At 73.2% G+C, this 16185-nt stretch carries 13 protein-coding genes, 1 pseudogene and 1 riboswitch; of the genes and pseudogenes, 7 read left to right on the top strand and 7 right to left on the bottom strand.

The genetic code is table 11. The features are described 5' to 3' along the window. Positions 1-31 precede the first annotated feature (31 nt). The 3 genes from ACH4UM_RS32270 to ACH4UM_RS32280 all read right to left on the bottom strand — a co-directional run bounded on the left by ACH4UM_RS32270 (position 32) and on the right by ACH4UM_RS32280 (position 2671). Complete coding sequence (locus ACH4UM_RS32270; RefSeq protein WP_398187083.1) at positions 32-445, bottom strand: SRPBCC family protein; 414 nt, start codon at positions 443-445, stop codon at positions 32-34. A 172-nt stretch (positions 446-617) separates the two neighbouring features. Further along, positions 618-1784, bottom strand: a complete 1167-nt coding sequence (locus ACH4UM_RS32275; RefSeq protein ID WP_398187303.1) for an AI-2E family transporter — start codon at positions 1782-1784, stop codon at positions 618-620. 143 nt (positions 1785-1927) lie between these two features. Further along, entirely contained in the window at positions 1928-2671 is a 744-nt protein-coding gene (locus tag ACH4UM_RS32280) for an SOS response-associated peptidase (protein WP_398187086.1), read from the bottom strand. A 114-nt stretch (positions 2672-2785) separates the two neighbouring features. Here ACH4UM_RS32280 and ACH4UM_RS32285 point away from each other — a divergent pair, with 114 nt between their 5' ends. Next, the gene (locus ACH4UM_RS32285; protein WP_398187088.1) at positions 2786-3826 is read left to right on the top strand and encodes an NAD-dependent epimerase/dehydratase family protein; all 1041 of its coding nucleotides are present in this window, start codon (positions 2786-2788) and stop codon (positions 3824-3826) included. Between the two features lie 776 nt (positions 3827-4602). Continuing rightward, positions 4603-6015 carry a hypothetical protein gene (locus ACH4UM_RS32290; protein ID WP_398187091.1) on the top strand — a complete coding sequence of 471 codons (1413 nt, stop codon included), beginning with the start codon at positions 4603-4605 and terminating at the stop codon, positions 6013-6015. Between the two features lie 368 nt (positions 6016-6383). Here ACH4UM_RS32290 and ACH4UM_RS32295 read toward each other — a convergent pair whose 3' ends face one another. Both ACH4UM_RS32295 and ACH4UM_RS32300 read right to left on the bottom strand, forming a co-directional pair. Further along, positions 6384-7496, bottom strand: a complete 1113-nt coding sequence (locus tag ACH4UM_RS32295; protein ID WP_398187094.1) for a sensor histidine kinase — start codon at positions 7494-7496, stop codon at positions 6384-6386. A 2-nt stretch (positions 7497-7498) separates the two neighbouring features. Beyond that, on the bottom strand, positions 7499-8245 hold the full coding sequence (locus ACH4UM_RS32300; RefSeq protein WP_398187097.1) for a response regulator: 747 nt from the start codon (positions 8243-8245) through the stop codon (positions 7499-7501). 114 nt (positions 8246-8359) lie between these two features. Between ACH4UM_RS32300 and ACH4UM_RS32305 the strand changes: the two genes are divergently transcribed. The 3 genes and pseudogenes from ACH4UM_RS32305 to ACH4UM_RS32315 all read left to right on the top strand — a co-directional run. After that, positions 8360-9163, top strand: a complete 804-nt coding sequence (locus ACH4UM_RS32305) for a glycosyltransferase family 2 protein (RefSeq protein ID WP_398187100.1) — start codon at positions 8360-8362, stop codon at positions 9161-9163. Next, positions 9160-9777: a DUF2064 domain-containing protein gene (locus tag ACH4UM_RS32310; protein ID WP_398187102.1), complete on the top strand. Its 618-nt coding sequence runs from the start codon at positions 9160-9162 to the stop codon at positions 9775-9777. The genes ACH4UM_RS32305 and ACH4UM_RS32310 overlap by 4 nt, the downstream gene beginning before the upstream one ends. A gap of 77 nt (positions 9778-9854) precedes the next feature. Then, positions 9855-10376, top strand: a pseudogene (locus tag ACH4UM_RS32315) (class I SAM-dependent methyltransferase); the annotation flags it as partial. Positions 10377-10513: 137 nt separating this feature from the next. Here ACH4UM_RS32315 and ACH4UM_RS32320 read toward each other — a convergent pair. Continuing rightward, the gene (locus tag ACH4UM_RS32320; RefSeq protein WP_398187105.1) at positions 10514-11077 is read right to left on the bottom strand and encodes a hypothetical protein; all 564 of its coding nucleotides are present in this window, start codon (positions 11075-11077) and stop codon (positions 10514-10516) included. Then, the gene (locus ACH4UM_RS32325) at positions 11044-12294 is read right to left on the bottom strand and encodes a molybdopterin-dependent oxidoreductase (RefSeq protein WP_398187107.1); all 1251 of its coding nucleotides are present in this window, start codon (positions 12292-12294) and stop codon (positions 11044-11046) included. Before ACH4UM_RS32325 ends, ACH4UM_RS32320 begins: the two co-directional genes overlap by 34 nt. A gap of 145 nt (positions 12295-12439) precedes the next feature. Here ACH4UM_RS32325 and ACH4UM_RS32330 point away from each other — a divergent pair, with 145 nt between their 5' ends. Both ACH4UM_RS32330 and ACH4UM_RS32335 read left to right on the top strand, forming a co-directional pair. Then, positions 12440-13954, top strand: a complete 1515-nt coding sequence (locus tag ACH4UM_RS32330; RefSeq protein WP_398187109.1) for a hypothetical protein — start codon at positions 12440-12442, stop codon at positions 13952-13954. 126 nt (positions 13955-14080) lie between these two features. Next, positions 14081-14256, top strand: a riboswitch (cyclic di-AMP (ydaO/yuaA leader). Positions 14257-14264: 8 nt separating this feature from the next. Beyond that, the gene (locus ACH4UM_RS32335) at positions 14265-15887 is read left to right on the top strand and encodes an NlpC/P60 family protein (protein ID WP_398187112.1); all 1623 of its coding nucleotides are present in this window, start codon (positions 14265-14267) and stop codon (positions 15885-15887) included. Positions 15888-16185: the final 298 nt, after the last annotated feature.

Genomic DNA, 16185 nt, shown 5'->3' on the forward strand with positions numbered 1-16185 from the left:
CGGTCCACGGTCCGCCGGCCGCGGTCCACGGTCAGCCGGCCGTGTTGTCGACCCGCAGCCTCACCTGCTCCTCCAGCCGCCGCAGGCTGCTGTCCAGGGCGTCGCGGACGGCATGTTCGCCCGGGTCGTGGCTGTCCTCGAAGAACGACAGGTGGACGGTCACCTCGCTGGCCCCGCTGCTCAGCCCGGCGACCTGCAGCCAGCCCGCGTAACCACCCTGTTCGCGGGTGCCCCACTCGATCCGCATCCGGTCGCGTTCGGCGCGCAGCACGGCGGCGGTGTCCTGGTCGGTGTGGTCCTCGTGGACGGTGACGGCAGGGGGTTCCTCGGCGTGCACGTGCAGATCGTCCGGCAGCCAGGCGCCGAGCTGGGCGACGTTGGCCGCCTGGTCGAAGACGTGCTCGGGCTGCGCGGGCATGGTGCGTGAACGTTCGTACTCGGCCATCGCGGCACCGTTCCTCCGATCGGGGGCGTACCACCTACGCGTGCCCCTTTCGGCAGTGGCCGAAAAGCCCGGCGCCCGGCGCGGGCGGGCCGCCACTGCCGGTTTCCGCCCCGCGCGCCGCGCCGGTCGCCCGTGGCACCGGGTACGGGCGACCGGCGCGGCGCGCGGGGTCCTACGACGGCGCGGGCCGCAGCGCGGAGAGCACGGCCCAGACGACCGAGACGAACGGGACGGCGACAACGGCGCCGATCACGCCCCCGACGATGCTGCCCGCGATCACGGAGATGGCGATCACGAGCGGATGGAGGCGGACCGCCCAGCTCATCACCAGCGGATGCAGCAGGTGCCCTTCGATCTGGCCGATGACGACGATGAGCGCGAGCACGGCCGCCGCCGTGAGCGGACCGCGTCCCGCGAGGGCGACCACCGTGGCCACGCCGAGCGCGACCGGTGACCCCACCAGGGGCACGAAGGCGGCGAAGAACTCCAGCAGCGTCAGCGGCAGCGCGAGCGGTACCCGCAGGATCAACAGGGCGACGCCGACGAGTACGGCGTTGGTGGCGGCCACGATGATGATGCCTCGTGTGTAGCCGGCAAACGTCCGCCAGGCGGCGTGGCCGGCCCGGTCCCACACCTGCCGGGCCCCGCTGGGCAGCAACTGGTCCCGGCCCCAGCGCCAGAGGTTCTCCCCGGAGTGGATGAAGAAGACGGACGAGAAGAGGGCGAGCACGCCCGCGGCGGCCCATTCGACGACCTGCCCGATGCCGCTCAGGGCCCGGCTGAGCAGGCCGGCCCGGTGCGCCGACAGGTAGGACAGGATCTGCTTCTGCAGGTCGGAGAGCTTGCCCGGACCGAGCCGGAACGGGGGCCGCTGGAGCCACTGTTCGATCCGCTGGATGCCGCCGCCGAACTCACCCGCGAGTGTCCCCCATGCTCCCGCCACCGCGTTGCCGACCAGGGCCAGCAGGGCGAGCAGCAGGAGCAGGCTGCCGACCAGGGCGACGGCCACGCACAGCGGCCTGGGGAAGAGGCGGTTCAGCAGGTCGGTGGGGGGGCGCAGGAGCGAGGTGAGGACCAGGGCGAGGAACAGGGCCACCGCGATGAGACGGAAACGGCCGAGGACGGTGAAGACGCCGTAGACGACGATGCCGACGAGGATGAGCCGCCAGGAGTAGGCGGCGGCGATCCGCAGCCAGGGCACCGGGTGCCCGGTGGGCGGGGGCGCGGAGCGGGGGCGCGGTGGAAGCCGTCCGGGGCGCGCCGGCCGGCTGCCCAGCACCACGCCGCCCGCGCGGCGCGCATGGCCCCGCCCGGCCGCCGGACCGCCCGTATCCGCCACCACGCCTCCCGTTCCCGACCGACGGTCACCTTGAGAGCACGGTAAGCGCCGACCCGGCTGAGGCCCGGGCGCAACGCCCGGACGGCCGGTCGGCGGGGGTGACGGATGCTCGTCCGGAGCAGGTGCGGGGATGCCCGGGCGCGTTACGGCGCCGTCTCCTCCAGAAGCTGGGGTCCGTTGTTGCGGACGCTGTTGACGGCCGGGGACACGGGCCGCGCGTCCAGGTGGCCGCCCGCCGGGGGGCTCAGCAGTTCCCTCAGCTCGCCGGGGTCCTGGTGGCGGGGGTCGAGCCAGTCGTCGTAGTGGTCCTCGGTCAGCGCGAGCGGCATGCGGGGGTGCACTCGGCCGGCCGCGTCGGTGGCCTCGGTGGTGATGATGGTACAGGTCGTCAGCCAGGCGGCGGGGTCGTCGTCCCGCGTCACCGCCGGGTCGCGCCAGTACTCGTACAGCCCGGCGAGCGCCATGATCCCGCCGTCCTCGGGGTGGATGAAGTACGGCTGCTTACGGGTCCGGCCGGTGTCCGCGGCCTTGACCTCCTGCCACTCGTAGAAGCCGTCGGCGGGCAGCAGACAGCGGCGCCTGACGAAGGCTCGGCGGAAGGCCGGCTTCTCGTGCACGGTCTCGACCCGGGCGTTGATCATGCGGGCGCCGGTCCGCACGTCCTTCGCCCAGGACGGAACCAGCCCCCAGCGCAGTGGCCGCAGTTCCCTGCGTACGGCGCCCGCGTCGCCGTCCTCGCGCGGGACGCGCTCCAGTACGGCCCACACCTCGTCGGTCGGGGCGACGTTCCAGCTCGGCTCCAGTGCCTGCTCGGGACGCCACTCGGTCACCCTGAAGTGCTGGACCAGGTCCTCGGCACCACGGGCGGAGACATAGCGACCGCACATGGGGCCAGGGTGCCACGCTGCTCGTCCGACGTCCGGTCTCACACCGTCTTACGGAGTGGTGACGTGGCGGGCGGGTCGCACGGTCCGGCGCGCCCGCGGGCCTAGCGTGGGCGCATGCGCGTACTGGTCACCGGCGGTGCCGGGTTCATCGGGTCCCATGTCGTAGAGACGCTCGCGGAGCGCGGGCACGAGCCCGTGGTCTTCGACGTGCGCACGGACGCGGGTGCGGACGTACGGGACCGTGCTGCGGTCGGCCGCGCCCTCGTGGGGGCGGACGCGGTGTGCCATCAGGCGGCGATGGTCGGTCTCGGCAACGGGATCGCGGACGCGGCCGAGTACGTCTCCCGCAACGACCTGGGCACCGCCGTACTGCTCACCGCGATGGCCGACGCGGGTGTACGGCACCTGGTGCTGGCCGGCTCGATGGTCGTCTACGGCGAAGGGCGTTACGAGTGCCGGGAGCACGGGCCGGTGCGGCCCGGGCCGCGGGCCGTACCCGACCTGGACGCGGGCCGGTTCGAGCCGGCCTGCCCGGTGTGCGGCGCGGAGCTGTTCCCCGGGCTGGTCGGCGAGGACGCCGCCGCCGATCCGCGGAACGTGTACGCCACCACCAAGCTGGCCCAGGAGCACCTGGCGGCCGCGTGGGCACGGTCGACGAGAGGGTCGGCGGTGTCCCTGCGCTACCACAACGTCTACGGGCCCCGGATGCCGCGCGACACCCCGTACGCCGGCGTCGCCTCCTTCTTCCGCTCCGCCCTGGCCCGTGGTGAGGCCCCGCGCGTCTTCGAGGACGGCCGGCAGCGACGGGACTTCGTGCACGTGCGGGACGTGGCCGCGGCCAACGTCGCGGCGCTGGAGGCGGACGCGGCCCGGGGCGCCCTCACCGCCTACAACACCGGCAGCGGCGAACCGCACACGGTCGGCGAGATGGCACGGACGCTCGCCGCCGCGTACGGCGGCCCCGAACCCGTCGTCACCGGCGAGTACCGCCTGGGCGACGTACGGCACATCACCGCGGACTCCTCACGACTGCGCTCCGAGTTGGGCTGGAAGGCCGAAGTCGGCTTCGATGAGGGGATGCGGGAGTTCGCCCGGGCGGGACTCCGGGGGGACGAGACGGGCGGGAGCGCGACGCGCCGGCGGGGGTGTCGGTAGGAACCCTGTCACCAGCCGCAAACGGCGGTGATCTCGGCACGTGGAGAAGAAGTCCCTGGCCATCCGCTCCCAGCTCATCAACTGCACTGCCTCCGAGGCCGCCCCGATGGTCGAGGCGCGATGCGGCACCGCACCACCATGGACATCGAGGCCAACTACACCGATTCGCACGCCAGTCGGTCGGGTTCGGCATCACCCGGCTGCCGAACTTCGACCTGCTGCCGCGCATCTCCGACGGCCGCCGGGCACGCGGCGCGGCGGCCACCTCGCGCCGTCAGGACGTGGCGCGCCCCAAGGTCAGCAAGCGTGACCGATCCTCGACTGCAGCCCCACTCTGCGCCGCGCCTGGAACCGCAGGGCGGTGAGATGGCATCGTCATCGATGCCCGCCCAAGTGTCAGCCGACACAAGATGAGTCGGCTGGGACGGCAAGGCACACTTCGTCGTCAGTGGGGGGGGCTGCCGCACAAGCGAACTCTCGCCACAGCAGCAGATCCGCCGCGGGGAGGAACATTGGGCGTCAGTTGTTACAGCACTCTCGCTGGTGCGGGGGGACCCAAGCTCACCGATGTGATCCCCGCACCAGGCTACGTCCTCGGAATCTTGACGGCATGGGTCATACAGATCCCCGTGCCGCCCAGGACCCTCTTCCATGCGCCGCCCAGGGCCCCCTTCCGACCGGGCCGCAGTCTGCGGTTTCCCGTCACTTTCTTATTCTTCGCCGCTCTGGGTGTTGCCCACAGTTACTTCTATGGTCTTCTGATAGGACACGCGCTGGTGGCGTTCCTGGCGCACTACAAGACCCGTTTCCAGTTGGCCGGCGTGCTGCTGCGGGTACTCGTGCCCGTCCTGCTGGTCGCTCTGGCCATCCGCATCCTGCTGTCCCTGTCCGGAAAAATCAGCGAAGATCCTGGGGGGTGGTGGTCGATCCTCCTGACACTCTCGCTCTCTACGGCAGGCATCTTCTGGGCTCTACCGTACGGCAAAAGGCTGTCCTGGCAGGGCTCCTGGAGTTTCCCCTACCCTCTCACCACACCGCCGGAGCCATCACAAGTTGTCGCGAATTCAGCCGTAAGTCTGCACGCCGACTCAGGCCAGCCGGTCCCGCAGAGCCGCCGCCACGCCGGCGAGAGCAGAACGCGCGCCCGGGCACGGACCTTGGGGACCAAGGACGACACGCAGCAGGGCCCTCGTTACGCCCTCCTTCCCGGTCAGTCCCCGTTCAGGGGGGTCGTGATGTGGCTGGCCGGTTGGCTGTTCTGCCTGGCAGCTCTCGGAATATCGCTCTGGGGAGCTCACCACCTCCTGGCTACTCCTGTCTCGTCGACGAGCGGCTTCTTCCTCATACTGGCGATGATGGGCGTGTCCGCGCTCAATCAGAGTCGGAAGCTGTTCCTGAGAGGCCGCAGGCATCTCAAACTGCCCATTGCCTCACCGAATGTTCTCCGCCCCGGCTCCTACGTGCTGTACCTGAGATCATTCGAGGACGACAAAGCGCGTACCGCACTGCAGAAGCAACTCTTCGATCACCTTGGTACGGGGCCCGATGCTACGGGCGGCTTGATCGGCCTGGTCACGTCCAGCCGCGATGAGGAAGAACACATCGCTGACGCACTGCGCCCCGTCGGGCCGATGGTCGCCGTCGGCGCCCCTGGCGAAATCCTTCCCTTTGCAGGAGCAGTGCGCATGTATCTGCCGAAAACATCCTGGCATCAACCAGTAAGGCAACTCATGGAGCGGGCCCGCCTGGTCACCCTCACGCTGGGCTCAAGCGCCGGAACAATGTGGGAACTCTCCGAAGCCGTGCGTATTCTCCCGCCCCAGCGCCTGCTCCTGTTTGTGCCCGGGATGATGCACGAGGAAGAGTACGAGACGATCCGAAAAAAGCATGAAACGGCTCTACGGGCTCTTCCAGAATCCAGAAGGAACCAGACGTGGAAGGGCAAAACCCCGCCCTCCCTCCCTGACTGCGCGTCCCATCGACGATTCGTCGATCCAGTGATCGGTGTCATCCACTTCTCCGCGGACTGGGAGCCCACCTTCACCCGGACGCCCGGCACCAGCCTCCCCTGGGAGAACCTGGGCAACTTCCCGTGGGAGAACCTGTGCACCAGTCTCATCCGCGGGCTGCGCCCGGCCTTCGAACAACTGGTCGCACATGAGGAAGAGACCGGCTGGCACTGCGGCTGATGCAGCCTTGGGAGGGTCGGCCGAGTGACAGCCGAAAGAGATGGCAGGGCCTCTTGAGCCCGGCCCCGTACGACCGGCAGGCCCCGTACGACCGGCAGGCCCCGTGGGACCGGCAGGCCCGCGGAGCCGGCCGTCTGTGCGGCTCGGCCCCGGGGGCTTCCGGCTCCGGCTCCGTGGGGCGCCGGTCTCGCTTCGGCCGCGCGGGCTATCCCGAACAGCCTCCGACGGCTTCACGACTCCATGGCTTCACGGCGTCGCGGCTTCATGGCGCCGCGGCGCCGGATCCCGGGCACCCCTCTCTTCCAGCCCGCTTCCTTCCTGTGCGCGCCGGTGCGCGCCTCGGCCAGGGCTCGTCGCCGCCGTGCGGTTCACCGCTCCGCGGTGGGCAGCGTCACCTCGAAGCGGCAGCCGCCGGGGATGTTGCGTACGACGGCGTGTCCCTGGTGCGCCTCTACGATGCCCCGGACGATGGCGAGGCCGAGGCCCGCCCCCGCCGGGGGTGTGCGGGCATGGGTGCCGCGCCAGCCGGTGTCGAACACCCGGGGCAGATCCTCCTCCGGGATGCCGCCGCAGCCGTCGCTGACGGAGAGCACGACGCCCTCGGGCGAGCGCTCGGCGGCGATGGCGACCGTGCCGTCGGCCGGTGTGCGGCGGATCGCGTTGACCAGCAGATTGCCGAGTACCCGGCTCATCTCCTTGCCGTCCACCTCGACCGGCACCGGCTCCACTCGGTCGCCGACGAGACGCACTCCGTGCTCCTTCGCCAGCGGGTCCGCGCCCGCGAGGGCGTCGCCGACCAGGTCGTACAGCGACATGCGGGAGCGGGTGAGGGCGAGGCTGCCGGCGTGGATGCGGGAGAGCTCGAACAGATCGCCGACCATGTCGTTCAGGCGCTCCACCTCGGTGCGGATCTGCTTGAGGTAGCGGTCCGGGTCCGGGGCCACCCCGTCCTCCAGCGCCTCGGACATGGCGCGCAGTCCGGCGAGCGGGGTGCGCAGATCGTGCGAGATCCAGGCGACGAGTTCACGTCGGGAGGACTCCAGGGCGCGCTCGCGCTCCCGCGACTCGGCGAGCCGGGCGCTGGTCGCCGCCAACTCACGGCTCAGCGACTCCAGTTCGGCGGTCGCCGGAACGGGCGGCACGGCGAAGTCGCCGCCGTCGCCGAACGAGCGGGCGGCACGGGCGAGTTCCCGGCTGCGCGCCACGACCCACCGACCCAGCAGCATTGCGGTCGCCAGCGACACCACCGCCGCCATCGCCACCACCGTGGTGACCACGGACAGGTCGTGCGCGGACAGGAACATCGCCTCGGCCACGGCCAGCGTGCCGGCCAGCATCGCGCCCACCGCCACGGCCGCCACCACGGTGAGCGACGCGGTCAGCGAGCGCCGCCGGATCAGCCGCAGCACGCCCGCCCCGACCAGGCCGGTCGCGGCGGCCCCGAGGAAGGCGTACAGAGCGATCAGCAGGGTGTCGCGCACGGTCAACTCCCTTCCTGGCCGACCGGGTCGAACCGGTACCCGACGCCCCACACGGTCTGGATGAGGCGGGGCCGCGCCGGATCGTCCTCGACCTTGCCGCGCAGCCGCCTGACGTGGACGGTGACGGTGGACAGGTCACCGAAGTCCCAGCCCCACACCTCACGCATCAGGTCCTCTCGGCTGAAGGCCCGGCCGGGATGGCGGAGGAAGAAGGCGAGTAGGTCGAACTCGCGGAGGGTCAGGGCGAGTTCGGTACCGTTCCTGGTGGCGCGCCGGGCGGCCGGGTCGACGGCGAGACCGGCTGTGGCCAGTGGCTGCGGCGCGGCGGCGGGCCGGGTGCGGCGCAGCACCGACTCCACGCGCAGCACGAGTTCACGGGGGCTGAACGGCTTGGTGACGTAGTCGTCGGCACCGACCTCAAGCCCCAGGATGCGGTCGTCCTCGTCACCTCGGGCGGTGAGCATGATGACCGGCACGGGCCCTTGTCCGCGCATCCGGCGGCACACCTCCAGGCCGTCCATGCCCGGCAGCATCAGGTCGAGCACCACCAGGTCCGGCCAGTTGGCGGCGGCCCGGGCGAGCGCCGCCGGCCCGTCCCCGGCCCGGTCCACGACATGACCGGCCCGGTCGAGGTAGCCGGCTACCACCTCGGCGACGGTGGGGTCGTCCTCGACGACCAGGACACGGGCGGCCGGACCGGACCGCCGATCGGTGGGGCCGGCCTCGATGGGCTCGTACGGCTGCTGCATGCGTCCAGCCTGGCACCACGCCCCCGGCCCTGCCGCCTCCGGACCCCACCCGGCCCCCGACGTCCGCGTTTCGTAAGGAGCCCATGCCCGAAATGCCTGGTTTGCGTTCGTAGGGTGAAACCCGTGACGACCTCTCCCACACCATCGGACGTCGACGTGGTGCTCCCGTGTCTGAACGAGGCCGGCGCCCTGCCCTGGGTGCTCGCCCGGATCCCGGCGGGCTGGCGCGCCCTCGTCGTGGACAACGGCTCCACCGACGGCTCGGCCGAGCTTGCGCGTGAGCTGGGCGCGACCGTCGTGCACGAGCCGCGCCGCGGGTTCGGCGCCGCCTGCCACGCCGGGCTGACCACCGCCACCGCCGGCATCGTCTGCTTCTGCGACTGCGACGCCTCCCTCGATCCGGCGTTGCTGGTGCCCTTCGTCGACGAGGTGCACGCCGGCGCGGCCGACCTGGTGCTCGGCCGGCGCCGTCCCGAGCGCCGGGGCGCCTGGCCGGCGCACGCCCGGGCCGGGAACCTCGCACTGGCCCGGATGCTGCGCCGCCGCACCGGCCTGCGCCTGCACGACCTCGGTCCCCTGCGCGCCGCCCGCCGCGCGCCGCTGCTCGCCCTGGGGCTCACCGACCGCCGCAGCGGCTACCCCCTGCAGATGGTGGTACGGGCCGCCGACGCGGGCTGGCGCATCACCGAGCACGACGTGCCGTACCTGCCCCGCACCGGAGCCTCGAAGGTGACCGGCACCTGGCGCGGGACCTGGCAGGCGGTCCGGGACATGAGCCGGGTACTGGCCGAACCGCCCTCGCAGAGCGGGGTCCCGCACAACGGGGACCCGCACACCGAGGGCCCTGACACCCCGGTCCCGCACGGCACGGCCCCGCACGGCACGGCCCCGCACGGCACAGGAGGAGTCCCACGGTGACCACGCTGCTCGTCATCGCCAAGGAACCACGGCCGGGAAAGGTGAAGACCCGGCTGACCCCGCCGTTCACCCCACGGGAGGCGGCCGCGCTCGCCGAGGCGGCCCTGGCGGACACCCTGCATGCCGTGGCCGCGGCCCCGGCCGCCCGGCGCGTCCTCGTCCTGGACGGCTCGCCCGGCCCCTGGCTGCCGCCCGGCTTCGACGTCGTACCGCAGTGCGAGGGCGGCCTGGACGAACGGCTGGCCGCCGCGTTCGCGGGCTGCTCCGGCCCGGCGCTGCTGATCGGGATGGACACTCCGCAGGTGACCCCGGAGCTGCTCACCGTGGACTTCGCCGCCTGCGACGCGTACTTCGGACCGGCCGAGGACGGTGGCTTCTGGGCCCTGGGCCTGGCCTCACCCGACCCCACGCTGCTGCGCGGCGTGCCCATGTCGACGGCCGCCACCGGCGCCGTGCAGCGGGAGCGGCTGGTGGCCGCGGGCCTGCGCGTGCGCGATCTGCCGTGCCTGCGTGACGTCGACACCGCCGCCGACGCCAAGGCCGTCGCCGAGCGCGCTCCGCGCAGCCGGTTCGCCGCGCGGCTCGCCCGCCTCGGAGCGGTCGTGGGCCGATGAGCACCGCACCCGGGACCGTCCCCGTGAGCACCGCAGACAAGACCCGCCCTTTGAGCACCGGCCACGAGACCGGCCCGATGACCACCCCGCACGAGATCGCGCCGGTGCATTCCCCGGCGGCGTCCGCACCGCCGTCCGTGCCCGCCTGGGCCGCCGACGAGCCCTACTCGGCCGCCCTGCGCACCGGCCGGGGCCCGCTGTTCCTGCGGCGCACCGACGGCTGGCTGCTGCCACTGGAGGTCGAACGGTGGTGCGCCGAGCCGGACCCTGTGGACCTGGAGGTGCTGGGCCGCTGCGAGGGCGCGGTCCTCGACGTGGGGTGCGGGCCGGGCCGGCTGGTCGCGGCACTCGCCTCCCGGGGCCGGCACGTCCTGGGCATCGATGTGAGTGAGGCCGCCATCGGCCGGACGACCCGGATCGGCGGCCCCGCGCTGCGCCGCTCGGTCTTCGAACCGCTCCCCGGCGAGGGCCGTTGGGACACCGCGCTCCTGATGGACGGCAACGTCGGCATCGGCGGCGATCCGCGCGCCCTGCTCCGCAGGCTCGCCCGGCTGCTGCGCCCGGGCGGTCTGCTGATCGCCGAGACCGCGCCGGTGGACGTGGACGAGCGCGTCGACGTCCAGGTCGTCCACACGGGCGACGCCGGCGGCGGCGCGGGCAGCCCCTTCCCGTGGGCGCGGGTCGGCACTCCCGCCCTGCTGCGCCACGCCGCCCGGGCGGGCTGGCGGCCCGGCGATCAGTGGACGGCGGGCGGCCGGTGCTTCGTCGCCCTGCGCAGCCGCAGCACGAGGACCAGCGCCGAACCTCCGAAGAGCACGGCCGTGATCAGCAGCCAGCGGGCGAGGAAGCCGTCCGCCGACAGCCCGGTGGCGAGCCGGTAACGCTGGTCCACCTGTCCGCTGATCAGCGGGAACCACACCAGGAGCAGCAACCCCGACAGGGCCGCCGGGACGCGGACGTACACCGCCCACTCCCGGCGGCCGGCCGCGCCCCAGGCCCGTACCACGGCGCGGTCGGCCGACGCGTACAGCGGCAGCAGCACCAGGTCGTGCAGCAGCGCGGCGCCGACGATCCACAGGACCACCGGGAGCCAGTCGCCCGCGAGCAGCCGCACCCCCGCGTATCCGGCCAGCGCGAACGAGCACACGAGCAGGAGCAGTTGCAGGGGGCTGCCGACCGGAAGACGGGGCAGGCGGGGCCTGCGGGGCCGGTGAGGCGGACGGGGTCGGCCGGGCAGGCCGGCCGGTCGCGGCGTGCGAGGCGTCATCACAGGTCTCCGAAGGTCATCCGGGCCACCCACTTGGTGTTCAGCACGCCGGGCGCCGCGGGCACGATGACGCGGGCGGGGTAGCCGTGGTCCGGTGTCAGGTCCTCGCCGTTGACGTACAGGGCGAGCAGGGAGAGCGGGTCGCGGACCTGGTTGGCGCGCAGGGCGGCCCGGCGGAAGGCGCCGTGCCGCTGGAGCGACTCCACCAGGACGTCGGGCGCGTCGTCGTGGCCGACCAGCGCCGCGAGGTCGCGCAGTCGCACGCCGCGCCACCACTGGTCGGAGGTCGACCAGCCCTCCACGCAGGCGATGGGCAGCGCCGAGCTGTGCAGCGGCAGCCGCAGCAGGTCGGCGCGGCTGAGCCGGACGGTGCCGGTGCGGCCGGTGACGACCAGTCGCCACGCCTCCTCACCGGTCTCGGCCGCGTCGATCCCCGCGTACTCGGCGGTCTTGTTGATCTGGAAGCCGCCGGGCCCGCTGCCCGGCTCGGCCCCGCCGTGCGGGGCGAGCAGGGCGGTTCGCCGCAGTGGTCCGTCGAAGCCGCGGCCGGCGGTGGTGACGAACAGCAGCAGCGAGCCGCCGCCGACCAGCCAGAGCGCCCCGCGACGCGACACGGTGGGCGGGTCGGGCCTCGGGGAGACCAGGTCTCCCGTCTCCCGCACCGTCGCCGGCTCCGCCTTCGCCCGCGTCCGCCGCACGTTGCGCACAGCCGCGGGCAGCTTCAGGGCGGCGTGTACGACGAAGGCGGCGAAGAACACCCATGCGCCGTAGAAGTGCAGCGGGTAGAAGGAACCGGGGAAGACGTAGTCCAACTGGACGTTCAGCACCCCGGTGGTGAACTCGAACAGGCCGCCCCCGACGAGCAGCAGCAGCGAGATCCGCTCCAGGGCGTGGGCCAGCGAGCGGGCCGGGGGCAGCGCGAACAGTCTGGGCACCACTGACCACAGCTTGGCCAGCAGGACGGGGATCAGCGTGATCCCGAGCGTGACGTGGACGTTCTGGGTGAGCCGGTACAGCCAGACCGGACGCGTCGGCCACGTGAAGAGGTAGAAGCCGAGGAGGCCCTTGCCGGGAGTCTGGTCGTTCACCGCGGACAGGCCCGGGTTGTAGGCGGCGTAGGAGACCAGCCCCGTCACGAACAGCACGGTGATGCCGACGAGCAGGACGAGGCCCAGCACCGAGGTGAACCAGGGGCCGCGCAGGGGGCTGCGCCAGAAGCCGGGGGAGGTGGGGAGCCGTTGATCGCTCATGTCCCGACCGTAGGACGGGACGGGGCCGAAGAGGGTCCGCAACCCATGACGAAACGCTGACATCCGGGCCGTGCGACCGGCGGTTCGCCGTCCGCCGACCTAGCGTTCCGATGTGACCCGCCGTCCTCACCCTCTGCTTCGCGACATGTCCGCCGCCCTGGCCGCCGCCGTGCTCGTCCTGGCGGCCGTCCTCGTCGGCCGCCGCATCCAGTCCGCCCACCACACCCTGTTCGTGCGCTGGCCTCCGCTGTTCGCCGTGTGGGACCCGCACCTGGGACCGGGCACACCTGCCGCCGTGCTGCTGGCGGTCGCCGTGGTGGCCCTCGGGCCACCACTCGCCCGGCGGCTGCCGTGGCGCCCTCTGCTCGCCGCCACCTGGGTCACGGCGATGGCCTGGACCTGGTCGCTCGCGCTGGTCGACGGCTGGAACCGAGGGGTGGCCACCCGGCTCACCGCCACCAACGAGTACCTCCGGGTGATCGGCCGCTTCCACGACATCCCGGCCACGCTCCGCGACTTCACCCACCACATCGTGGAGGGCTCCCCAGCCCCCTGGCCCGCCCACATCGCCGGCCATCCCCCGGCCGCGACGCTCACCTTCGTCCTGCTCGACCGCGCCGGACTGCGCGGCGGCGGCTGGGCCGGCGCCTGGTGCATCACCCTGGGAGCCACGGCGTGCGTGGCCGTACTGGTGGCCGTGCGTACGCTGGCCGGGGAGGACCTGGCGCGCCGGGCCGCGCCCTTCCTGGTGGCGGCACCGGCCGCGGTGTGGGTGGGCGCGTCGGCCGACGGCTGGTTCGCGGCCGCGGCCGCCTGGTCCGTCGCGCTGCTCGCCCTGGCGGTGGCGGGGCGGTCGCGCCCGGGAACCCGGGCGGCGGCCGCTTTCGGATCAGGGCTGCTGTTCGGCCTGACCTGCTATCTGTCGTACGGCCTCACGCTGTTCGCGGTGATCGGGGCGGGCGTGGTGCTGCTGGGGCGCGTGCGGGCAGGGGCGCTGTTGCGGGGGCTGCCGCTGCTCCTCGCCGGGCTGGCCGTCGTGCCGGTGCTGTTCTCGCTCGCCGGTTTCAACTGGTGGGAGGCCTACCGGCTGCTGGTCACGCGGTACTACCAGGGGATCGGTGGCATCCGGCCCTACGGCTACTGGGTGTGGGCGAACCTGGCCTGCACCGTGCTGATCACGGGGCCGGCCACGGCGGCCGGCCTGTTCCGGGCAGGCACCGCGACGGTCCGCCACCGCAGGGGAGTCCTGGCCTGGAACACCGGCCCGCGCCCGATCCCCGCGAGCCCGGATGCCGGAGCGAGCCCAAGCCCCACGAGCCCGGATGCATGCCCCAAGACCAACCCCACGACCCCGGATGCAGGCCCGAAGACCAACCCCACGACCCCGGATGCAGGACGGAGGACGAAGCCGGGGCCGAGCCCGGCCGGCGGTCCGGCGACCGCCGAGGCCCGCCTCGGCCTGCTCGTGCTCTGCGCCCTGCTCGCGCTCCTCGCCGCCGACGTTTCCGGCATGAGCAAGGCGGAGACGGAACGCATCTGGCTCCCCTTCGCGATGTGGCTGCTTCCGGCCTGCGCCCTGCTCACCCGCCCCCGGGGCTGGCTGGCCGCCCAGACCCTGCTTGCGCTGCTGCTCAACCACCTGCTGCTGACGGGCTGGTGACACCCGACCCGGAAAGGTCACGAAAACGTATCGGACATTTCGCCCTTCAACCTTCACACGAGGCACACACGTTCGCTAAGTTGACGTCCAGGCCGCACGATTGCCTCCGGCGAGTCCCGTCGGATCGTGCGACCTCCGCCGAGTCCGGTCCGCCCAGCGGCCGGCCGGAGCCGGGGACCCGACCGACATTGGGGTGAATCGGCCCAACCGCCCATCGGCGCAAGGGACGTAGGGCACGCCTTCCGAAGCACCACCCGCCCGAACCCGACAGCTGACCCGGTAGGCGGGCTACGGAAGGAGTGCGTCTTCATTGGCGCCGGAACGACCCTCGCCCGAGGTTGAGCGGCGGATCAACAGCCTCTACGACCAGGCCGAGACCGCCACGGGGAACTACAACGCCACCCGCGCGATGAGCAAGGGCGGGCGTACGAGGCCCGACTCGGCGCTCGGGGGCGCCGCCAGGCGGGCCGATCCGACCCTGGAGAGCGTGGCCAAGCAGTGGTTCGACGTGGCACGTGCCCAGTTGGGGCCGAGCGTGCCCGCCGCACTGCCGCCCGGCCGCCGGCCGAACCCCGCCAACTCCCGGGGTGCGGGGCCGCGGAGGCGCCCCGTGGAGGGTCCGCGGACACCTGGACCGGAGGGGACCGGCCCGTCCCTGCTGGAACTGACCGCCGGCCCCGCGGCTTCGGCTCCCGCCAGACCGGTACCGGAGTTGACCGCCGGAGTGACGGACACGACGGCCACGGCACGGCCCGTACCGGAGTTGACCGCCGGGCCCGCCGCCACCGCGGTGGCCGCCGGGCCGGTCGCGGAACTGCCCGCCGCGCCCCTGGCGGCGCTGCCCGCCGTGCCCGAGCCGCGGACGGAGGCCGCCGGCGCCGCGTCGTCCGCGTCCGCCGCCCGGCCCTGGCAGCCCGCGTTGCGGTCCTCCAAGGACCAGCTGCAGAGCAAGCTCACCCGGGCCCGCGAGCTGCTGTCCGGGCAGGCCGCACCGCACGCCACGCAGCCGCTCGCCGTGGCCGGGGCCCGGCCGGCCGAGCAGGAGTCCTGGCTAGCCTCGGTGAGGGGGCTCCGGCCCGCCGCCGAGGAATCCTGGTCCACCGCCGAGGAATCCTGGACCGCTCCTTCCGAGGGACCGGCGCAGGGGCCGCCGCAGCCCGTCGCATCCCTCGACACGGCCGCCCGCCCGGACGCGACCGCGCTCATGGACACGCCGTCGTCACCGGGCACGTATGCGTCAGCCGGCTCGTACGCCGCACCCGGCGCGTCTCCGGCTTTCGGCACGCCGCTGGCCCTGGGCACGTCACCGTCTCCCGGGACGGCCCCCTCGTTCGACGCCGCCCCCTCCTTCGACGCCGCCCCCTCCTTCGACGCCGCCGCTTCCTTCGCCCCCTCCTACGACGCCGTCCCGTCACTCGGCGCCACCGCGCTGTTCGACTCCGGCCCGACGGGCGGCCGGGGACCGGCCGCGGACGCCGGTGTTCCCCTCGGTGTCCCTGCCGTCGCAACCCCCACCGCGCCCACCGCCCCCGCCCCAGCCGTGGACCTCGGCGCAACAGCCGCCTCGGCCTACGAGAGGAAGGCCGTCAAGGCGCTCGCCTTCGCCCGTGCGCAGATCGGCCGGCCGTGTGTCTGGGGCGCCACCGGACCGGACTCGTACGACTGTTCCAGCCTGGTCCAGACCGCCTGGCGGGTCGCCGGGGTGGCACTGCCACGTACCGCCTACGAGCAGTCCGGCTCCGGCGCCCCGATCCAGCTGGCCGAGCTGCGGCCCGGGGATCTGGTCTTCTTCCACGGCGACGTCAGCCACGTCGGCCTCTACGGCGGCAACGGCACGATGGTCCACGCCCCGAGTCCGGGGGCACCGATACGCGAGGAGTCGATCTTCTTCGCGGGCCCCCAGGCCATCCACAGCGCGATCCGGCCCGCCTGAGGCCCCGTGACCGAAGATTTCGGGGCGGGCACTCGGGCCCGGCACGCCGGCCCGGGTGCCGCGGCCGGCACCCGCCGCGGGCTGGTCGGTGCCGTGCGCCGGGCGCGGGCTGGTCGGTGCCGTGCGCCCAGTGCTGTGGCCGGAAGGGTTTGCCGGAAAGCTCGCGGCGTCCGGTGCGGTGCATCGCAAGGCGGAGCATCGCCCGCGTACTGGACGTACCCGGGTGCTGCGACAACGCGGCGAGGTGCCGTGCCGGGCGTCGCAAGCCGGTGAACCCTTCCGATCGCAGCACCGGCGC

The organism is Streptomyces sp. NPDC020801, from assembly GCF_044334385.1.
In the GTDB taxonomy this organism is placed as follows: Bacteria; Actinomycetota; Actinomycetes; order Streptomycetales; family Streptomycetaceae; genus Streptomyces.

What these genes read in the sequence shown, in the direction of transcription:
- ACH4UM_RS32285 (WP_398187088.1), top strand. Translation starts at nt 2,786, where the DNA reads ATGCGCGTACTGGTCACCGGCGGTGCCGGGTTCATCGGGTCCCATGTC.
- ACH4UM_RS32270 (WP_398187083.1), bottom strand. Translation starts at nt 445, where the DNA reads ATGGCCGAGTACGAACGTTCACGCACCATGCCCGCGCAGCCCGAGCAC.
- ACH4UM_RS32280 (WP_398187086.1), bottom strand. Translation starts at nt 2,671, where the DNA reads ATGTGCGGTCGCTATGTCTCCGCCCGTGGTGCCGAGGACCTGGTCCAG.
- ACH4UM_RS32300 (WP_398187097.1), bottom strand. Translation starts at nt 8,245, where the DNA reads ATGCAGCAGCCGTACGAGCCCATCGAGGCCGGCCCCACCGATCGGCGG.
- ACH4UM_RS32325 (WP_398187107.1), bottom strand. Translation starts at nt 12,294, where the DNA reads ATGAGCGATCAACGGCTCCCCACCTCCCCCGGCTTCTGGCGCAGCCCC.
- ACH4UM_RS32330 (WP_398187109.1), top strand. Translation starts at nt 12,440, where the DNA reads ATGTCCGCCGCCCTGGCCGCCGCCGTGCTCGTCCTGGCGGCCGTCCTC.